The sequence below is a fragment of the Anaerotignum sp. genome (assembly GCF_017483025.1).
Taxonomy (GTDB): Bacteria; Bacillota; Clostridia; order Lachnospirales; family Anaerotignaceae; genus Anaerotignum_A.
This window is the reverse complement of sequence record NZ_JAFUMA010000091.1, coordinates 20,256-28,026: the sequence shown is the minus strand read 5'-3', so window position 1 is coordinate 28,026 and position 7,771 is coordinate 20,256. Positions and strand designations below refer to the sequence as shown.

8 protein-coding genes are annotated in these 7,771 nt (G+C 47.6%); 1 reads left to right on the top strand and 7 read right to left on the bottom strand.

Annotated features, from left to right (window positions below; all coding sequences use genetic code 11):
- Positions 1-173 precede the first annotated feature (173 nt).
- From IJ369_RS08090 to nth, 4 genes are all read right to left on the bottom strand, one after another.
- The gene (locus IJ369_RS08090) at positions 174-1,181 is read right to left on the bottom strand and encodes an aldo/keto reductase (RefSeq protein ID WP_290717955.1); all 1,008 of its coding nucleotides are present in this window, start codon (positions 1,179-1,181) and stop codon (positions 174-176) included.
- 125 nt (positions 1,182-1,306) lie between these two features.
- Positions 1,307-2,194 (bottom strand): LysR family transcriptional regulator, encoded by an 888-nt coding sequence (locus tag IJ369_RS08085; protein WP_290717953.1) that lies wholly within the window; start codon positions 2,192-2,194, stop codon positions 1,307-1,309.
- Positions 2,195-2,242: 48 nt separating this feature from the next.
- Positions 2,243-3,112, bottom strand: coding sequence for a DUF6612 family protein (locus tag IJ369_RS08080; RefSeq protein WP_290717951.1), 870 nt, complete (start codon positions 3,110-3,112; stop codon positions 2,243-2,245).
- A gap of 83 nt (positions 3,113-3,195) precedes the next feature.
- Positions 3,196-3,864, bottom strand: a complete 669-nt coding sequence (gene nth, locus IJ369_RS08075) for an endonuclease III (protein WP_290717949.1) — start codon at positions 3,862-3,864, stop codon at positions 3,196-3,198.
- 246 nt (positions 3,865-4,110) lie between these two features.
- Between nth and IJ369_RS08070 the strand changes: the two genes are divergently transcribed.
- Positions 4,111-4,527, top strand: coding sequence for a Fur family transcriptional regulator (locus tag IJ369_RS08070; protein WP_290717947.1), 417 nt, complete (start codon positions 4,111-4,113; stop codon positions 4,525-4,527).
- Between the two features lie 274 nt (positions 4,528-4,801).
- On the opposite strand, the gene IJ369_RS08065 is transcribed toward IJ369_RS08070, so the two are convergent.
- Genes IJ369_RS08065 through IJ369_RS08055 form a run of 3 tightly spaced genes read right to left on the bottom strand, consistent with a single transcriptional unit; the run spans position 4,802 to position 7,769 of the window.
- Positions 4,802-5,587, bottom strand: coding sequence for an acetyl-CoA carboxylase carboxyltransferase subunit alpha (locus IJ369_RS08065; protein WP_330612978.1), 786 nt, complete (start codon positions 5,585-5,587; stop codon positions 4,802-4,804).
- A complete protein-coding gene (gene accD / locus IJ369_RS08060; RefSeq protein ID WP_290717945.1) occupies positions 5,584-6,444 on the bottom strand; it encodes an acetyl-CoA carboxylase, carboxyltransferase subunit beta in 861 nt (286 codons plus the stop codon). Before accD ends, IJ369_RS08065 begins: the two co-directional genes overlap by 4 nt.
- Positions 6,445-6,449: 5 nt before the next feature.
- Positions 6,450-7,769, bottom strand: a complete 1,320-nt coding sequence (locus tag IJ369_RS08055) for an acetyl-CoA carboxylase biotin carboxylase subunit (protein ID WP_290717943.1) — start codon at positions 7,767-7,769, stop codon at positions 6,450-6,452.
- Positions 7,770-7,771 lie beyond the last annotated feature (2 nt).

The following is a 7,771-nucleotide window of genomic DNA, read 5'->3' as shown; positions in this document are numbered from 1 at the left end:
GAGGCTACCATCAGAAAGGACTGCATAGCTACGATATTCCCCTGCATTGATTTTCGTAATGGAAGGCGTTGCCGCAAAAGCAGCGGTACCCATCCCCATGCAGAAAGTCATAAAAAGAGCAAGAAATTTCTTCATATCACGACACCCCTTTCCTTGTCGCAATCATTTTTTAATCATTCACCGAATTTCGCTGCCGCATCCTTCAGCATTTCTCTGATGGGCAGGTTATAAGGGCATCTCTTTTCGCAGGCACTGCAGCCGATACAAGCGCTTGCCTTCACGGGCATTGCACCATATCTGTCTCTTGCCCAGTCGCCCAGGCCATATCTGTCCAGATAGCCCTGGAACAGGAATACGTTGGGGATACCGATGCCAACGGTACAAGGGGCGCAGTAGTTACATCTGCGGCAGAAATTATTGCCCAGCTGATTTCTGATTTCCTGCATTTTTGCCAGTTCTGCTTCTGTCAGGGGGGATTTATCCTCTGCTGCAGCCAGGTTCTGGTCGATTTCCTTCAGATCGAACATACCGGGGATCACAACGGATACATCAGGGTTTGCACAGATATAGCGGATCGCCAGTGTTGCATCTTCGATGGCACCACCAGCCAGAGGTTTCATTGTAATGAAACCTACGTTCTGTTCTGTACATCTCTTCATCAGGGCTTCGCCCTGATTTTCTACGATATTGTAAGGGAACATGATGGTTTCTACCCAATCCATGCCCAGCGCTTTTTCAAACACTTCCAAAGAGTGAGCAGTTACGCCCAGATGACCTACTTTGCCCGCTGCTTTTGCTTCCATCAGGGCTTCCAGAGCACCGCCTTCCGCTACCACCTGATCCAGCTGATCCACCGTAGGGTTATGTACCTGATACAGGTCAATATAATCTGTGCGCAGGTTACCAAGGCTGATTTCGATATCCTTCGCCATGGCTTCCTTTGTGCGGGACATACTCTTTGTCGCCAGCACGAATTTATCACGCAGACCTTCCAGCGCTTCGCCCAGATAGCTTTCGGATACAGTATATCCTCTTGCTGTATCGATATAATTGATGCCTTTTTCCGCCATGGCTTTCACCAGTTCTTTTGTCACAGCTGCATCTACTCTCTGAATAGGGATGCCGCCGAAGCCCAGACGGGAAATCTTCAAACCTGTTTTACCAAGTGTTACGTATTCCATATTGACTCCTCCTTATATGTAAAAAATTCTCATTATCCTCTAGTATAAAGATAGCACGAAAATAAAAACATCACAACAAGAAACAGACAAAAAATACCCGCATTCTCATTAAATGCGGGCAAGTTTTATTCACTGATCTCTTTTGCAAAATCAATGAGTTTTTTATATTTTTCTTCAAACAAACTGTTTTTCATATAAACGTAGTTGAACTCACGGTAAATCTCAAAATCCTCAATATCCAGCTGTACCAGAGAGCCTTCCTCCAGCTCTTTTTTTACCATAGGATAATAGGAAAAGGTTATGCCAAGGTTCGCTTTCACCAGCTCCTTGATAGCGATGAAGTTGCTGATCTCCTGCACAGAAGGGAAGCTGCCGATGGTGAAGTTATTCTCCTTCAAAATTTCCTCCAGAATCTCTCTCGTGCCGGAGCCTTCTTCCCGCAGCACCAGACCTTCGCTGCGGATATCCCCCAGTTTTAATTTTTTCCCTGCAAGGGCACATTCCCTGCAGCAGGTGCCAACGAATCGTTCCTTCTTATACAGCTGATAAGCGTATTTTTCCTTATCGAAAAACCCTTCCAGAATGGTGAAGTCCAGATCGCCCTTTTCCAGCTTTTGCAGCAGATTTTTCGTATTATCTACATACAAATGCAGACGGAACTGAGGATTTTCCAGCAGGAATCGGCTCATAATGGAAGGAAAAACGAATTCACCGATGGTCTTTGTTGCGCCGATGCGCAGGTGGATTTCTTCTTCCTCCGTTCGTGCCATTTCTTTCTGAATGCCGATCTCATTGGCCACCATTTCCGATGCCAAGCGGCGTAATAACTCCCCCTTTTCCGTCAGCTGCAACACCTTTCCTGCATAGGAAAACAGCTTGCAGCCATAATGTTCTTCCAGATAGCGGATATGCTGAGTCACAGCGGGCTGTGTGATATGTAAGGCTTCCGCCGTTTTGGTATAATTCATTTTTTCACATAATTTCAAAAATGTCAGGATACGATTATCCAGCATCGGCTTCACCTGCTTTCCAAAAAGCCCCGCAAAGGCGGGGCGTTCTGCTTATTCCTCCGTCGTCAGAAATGATGCACTTTTCGCCTCCGCAGGGATAACGATCTCTTCCACATTATTAAAATCACTGCAGATCATAGAAATGCTGGTCTTTGTGATGGAAACGGAAGGCTCTGTTTCCGTTTCACCCACTGCACCCATAGCTGTATCCATGATCTTCTGCATCATTTCTGTCATATCCATTTCGTATTTCAGTACATAGCCCTCTGCGTCGATCCAAAGAACGATAGGCAGATCGCCCATATCCGCATACATTTCCTGCATCTGTTCTTCTGTCACGCCCAGGCTGGCTGCAGAATCCGCCACACCACTGTTCTGAATGGCTTCTTCCATAGCATCCCTGGCAATGATACCTTCGATCCTTGTAGTTTTTGTGCCGTTGATATCTTCTTCTGCTGTAGCAGTGAAAGATTCAATATTATTCAGATACAGTTCCATGCTGGCTTCCGCATCATACTGCCCCAGATCCCCTATTTCCATAGTCTGTGCATACCAGGTATCCGCAGAATACATATATGTCCTGAGTTTGCCCTCTGCTTCTTCTGCATACATCATCATCTGCTGGGCTTCAGAACCATCTTCCATCACCACATACATATCCATCTGCATCTGCATCGGGTCCTGCTTTGTCAGGATATTGGCTACCGTTGTGGTTTCGATAGCCTCTTCGCCCATAGCCATATCCATTTCCATCGTTATTTCCGCGGCCATGCTTTCCACTGTCGCCATAGTCTCCTGAGACAAAGTCAACAATTCTTCCACCGCCGCTGTTTCCATCACGGAGCCGCCGCCTCCGCAGCCTGCCGCAGAAAAGGTCATAACAGCCGCCGCTGCAGCTACAAAAATTTTTCTAAACTTCATCGTTTTCCCTCCTAACATCCAAAGGTTTCCTATTATTATTTCAAATTCACCATAGTTTTATCCAAAAATATCCTTCTGCTCTCTCAGGCTTTTGTTTTCGCTTTTTTCTGCTTCTCCTTTTCCAAAGCCTTTCCCCCTGTGCAATAGGGCAGCAAGAAACATTCCTGGCATTTCGGCCTACGGGCGATGCAGATTTTTCTGCCATGAGCGATCATCTGGGTATTGATGTCAATCCATTTTTCCTTGGGAACAATCTTCATCAAGTCAAATTCGATCTTCACAGGGTCTTCGTTCTTTGTCAGCCCAAGCAGATTGGAAACACGCTTCACATGGGTATCCACCACCACACTGGGGATGCCATACCAGTTGCCGCGGACAACATTAGCCGTCTTTCTGCCGACCCCCGCCAGGCCTGTCAGCTGGTCAATATCAGAAGGCACTTCCCCGCCATATTCGCTCAAGAGCTTCTGGCAGCAGGCGATGATGTTTTTCGCCTTATTATGGTAAAAACCTGTGGAATGGATATCCTGCTCCAGCTCCGCCAGATTCGCTTCTGCAAAATCCTTGATAGATGTATATTTCTGGAACAGATCCTTCGTCACGATATTCACCCTGTCGTCGGTGCACTGGGCAGAAAGCATCGTAGCGATCAGAAGCTGCCATTCATTTTCATGGTTCAGATAGCATTTCGTGGGGCCATAATGCTCGTACAAAAGCTCCAAAATGATATTTACTTTCTCTTTTTTTGTCATTCTTTCCAACTCCTTCTGTATTTCCCGAAATTTCCCGAGAAATATTTCCCTTTATCCCATTTGCCGTAAAACTGCAACATTTTTTGTGGGGAAATGGCAGCGAAGCAAAGTTTTCCGCATATTTTCTGTGGCTTTCTTCCATCCTACCAAACGACGAAGTATTTTGCAATAAGGGCTTTTTTCCTTCATTGACAAACCACCCCTGGGTATACTATGATGATACGAGATGAAACGGAGGAAAGAAAAATGGAACAGAACATTCTGAAAAAAGCCGAACTGAAATCCACAAAGAAACGCCAGATGCTGCTGTTCCTGCTGCAGAAACAGGCCCGCCCCATGACTGCGGAGGAGCTCCATGAACAGGCAAACAACATCCTGCCCATGAATGTCTCCACCGTTTACAGAACGCTCAATACACTGACCGATAAGGGCATCCTCGTCCGTTCTGTCCGCCAGGATGGCAAGGCCTATTATGCCCTGGCAAAAAAAGACCATTACCACCGCCTGGTGTGCGATCTTTGCGGCAAAGTCATCCCTATCGATACCTGCCCGTTAAGTGAATTGGAAGAATCCCTGGAAAACAAAACAGGCTTCCGCATCACAGGTCATTCCCTGGAATTCACCGGCCTTTGCCCGGAATGTACGAAAAAAACAAATTTATGATCAATAAGAGCCTTTTCGGGCTCTTTTTTGTTTTCCCGAAATACAGACCATGCTGACGACAAAATCCGCTTTTTGTTCCCACTGGAAGAAATTGCATTTGCTTAATTATTACAAAAGTGTTAATATTATTACGTAATCGCGATACAAATTCTTAATAGGAGGTTAACAATTATGTGTAACTTTGATTTCGCTTCCATTCTGGAAATGCTGTGTCAGCTGTGTGGTTTCGGCTGCTAATTACATAAAAAAGACCCGACATTTGTCGGGTCCTTTTTTATTCCGCCCAACGGCCCAGTTTACGGAACCGCTGATATCTTTCTTCGGAAAGTTCTTTTCCTGTTTTTTTAGACCATCCCTTCAGATCCAGGATGAGTTTTTCTTTCATTTCTTCGCACATATGGCTGAAGTGTTTGAAATCTTCTTTGATGATTTCTTCTGCCACGCCAAATTCCACCATATCCTCTGCAGTGATGCGTAAAGCCTCTGCCGCATCAGGCGCCAGCTTGGCATCCTCCCACAGAATGCTTGCACAGCCCTCAGGAGAGATAACAGAAAATACTGCATTTTCCAGCATATACAGCTTATTGGCTACAGAAAGGCCCAATGCGCCGCCGCTGCCGCCTTCCCCAATGACAATAGTGATCACGGGCGTTTCCAGCGCCATCATCTGCATCAGGTTATCGGCAATAGCCTGTCCCTGTCCTCTTTCTTCTGCTTCATCGCCGCAGAAAGCGCCAGAAGTATCCACAAAACAAATGATAGGTCTATGGAATTTTTCCGCCTGCTTCATCAGTCTGAGGGCTTTGCGATAACCTTCCGGCATAGGGCAGCCGAAGTTGCATTTGATGCGTTCTTCCAGGTCTCTGCCTCTTTCGATGCCGATAAAGGTTGCAGGAATTTCTCCCAGCATGCCGATGCCGCCGATGATCGCCGCATCATCTGCATATTTTCTGTCGCCGTGCAGTTCTGTTCTTTCTGTGAACATCTTTTCAATATAGGAACGAGCCGTGGGGCGGTTCTGGGCACGGGCAGTCTGTAATTTCTGATATGCATCCATCATGCCTGCCACCCCTTTCTGTTATGCTGTCTCAAAAGTTTTTCCAGCGTTGCTCTCAGCTGCGTTCTGGGAACGATGGCATCTACAAAGCCATGCTCCAGCAGGAATTCCGCCTTCTGAAAATCATCGGGCAGTTTCTTTTTCGTTGTCTGTTCGATAACTCTACGTCCTGCAAAGCCGATAGTAGCGTTAGGCTCGGAAAGGATGATGTCCCCCAGCATAGCGAAGCTGGCTGTCACGCCGCCCGTTGTGGGGTCTGTCAGAACGGTGATGTAAAGGCCGCCTCTTTTGCTGTGGTAATCCACTGCGCCGCTGGTCTTTGCCATCTGCATCAGGGAAAGGATGCCTTCCTGCATGCGGGCGCCGCCACTGGCAGTAAAGCCTACTACAGGCAATTCCTTTTCTGCGGCATATTCGAACAGTCTGGCAATCTTTTCACCAACTACAGAACCCATGCTGCCCATCATAAAGCCGGGCTCCATGACGAAAACCGCACAGGGCTGATGGCGAATGGCTGCTGTGCCGCAGAGAACGCCTTCCTCTTCCCCGCTGGCCGCTCTGCCTCGGTCCATTTTATCCTGATAGCCGGGAAATTCCAGAGGGTCTATGGTTTCGATGTTTGTGAAAAGTTCCTGAAAACTGTCCTTATCGCAGAGTGCTTTAATTCTTGTTCTTGCGCCAATGCGGAAATGATGTCCGCAATGGGGGCAGGTCACTTTATTTTTAGCGATGGCCCTTTTGGTCTCGTAAGACTTACATTCGGGGCAGCGCACTTTTTCTTCTATATTCGATTTTGGTGTGATACCGCCTTTTTCCAATGTGTTTTTGGATTTGCGAAAGTAACCCATGATGTTACTCATTTATCTCACATCCTTTTTAAAATATTTGGCAATGCAAGGGTGTCATATTCGCCCTTGTGGAATGCCTCGCTGCGTACCAGTCGCAGTTGATCTTCAATATTTGTTTCCACGCCATGGATGACCATTTCGCAAAGAGATGCTTCCATCTTGCGGATAGCTTCTTCACGGGTATTGGCATGAACGATGAGTTTGCCCAGCATGGAGTCATAATAAGGCACGACCACGCAATCCTGGGTCAGGGCTGTATCGAAATGGACTCTGCCGCCGCCGGGGATATGCAGAAAATCTACTTTCCCTGTGGAACGGGCATTGATACGACATTCCATGGAATGACCTTTCAGCTGGATATCCTCCTGGGTCATATCCAAAGGAACCTGGCAGGCAATACGGATCTGCCATTTTACAATATCCACGTCACTGATCTCTTCCGTGATACCGTGTTCCACCTGCAGGCGGGTATTCATTTCAATGAAATAGAACTGACCATCGGGAGCCAGCAGGAATTCCACCGTGCCTGCGTTGGTGTAATTGGCTGCCTTCGCAGCCTTGACAGCGGCTTCCATCATTTTTTCTCTGATTTCTTCCGTCATCACAGGGCTGGGGGTCTCCTCCAGCACCTTCTGTTTATTCAGCTGCAGAGAGCAGTCTCTTTCACCCAGACAAAGGATATTTCCTTCGTTATCTGCCAGCACCTGCATTTCCACATGGCGCACATGGGTCAGATATTTTTCCAGGAAAACATCCCCATTGCCGAAAGCGCTTTCCGCCTCACGGGATGCCGTATGGAAGGCTTCTTCCAGATCTTCTTCTCTTTCCACTACACGGATGCCTTTGCCGCCGCCGCCTGCTGTGGCCTTCACCAGCAGAGGATAGCCGATGTCTTTCGCCAGTTCCTTTGCTTCTGCGGCGTCCTTCAAAATTTCCGTACCGGGAACAACAGGCACGCCCACCTGCTGCATCAGCTGGCGGGAAGCGTCTTTATCCCCCATGGCAGAAATGATGTCGCCCTTGGGGCCAATGAACACGATACCGTTTTCTTCACACAGCTTGGCAAACTCCGCATTTTCGGAAAGGAAGCCATAACCGGGATGGATGGCCTCTGCATGGGTCGCCAGAGCCGCACTGATGATGTTTTTCTGATTTAAGTAGCTATCCGCCGCTGCGTTTCCGCCAATACAGATGCGTTCATCCGCCAAAGCAACGGGCAGGGAATTTCTATCCGCTTCCGAATAGACAGCCACTGTCTCGATGCCCATTTCCTTGCAGGCACGGATGATGCGGACTGCCACTTCGCCTCTGTTGGCAACGAGAATTTTAGAAAACATAC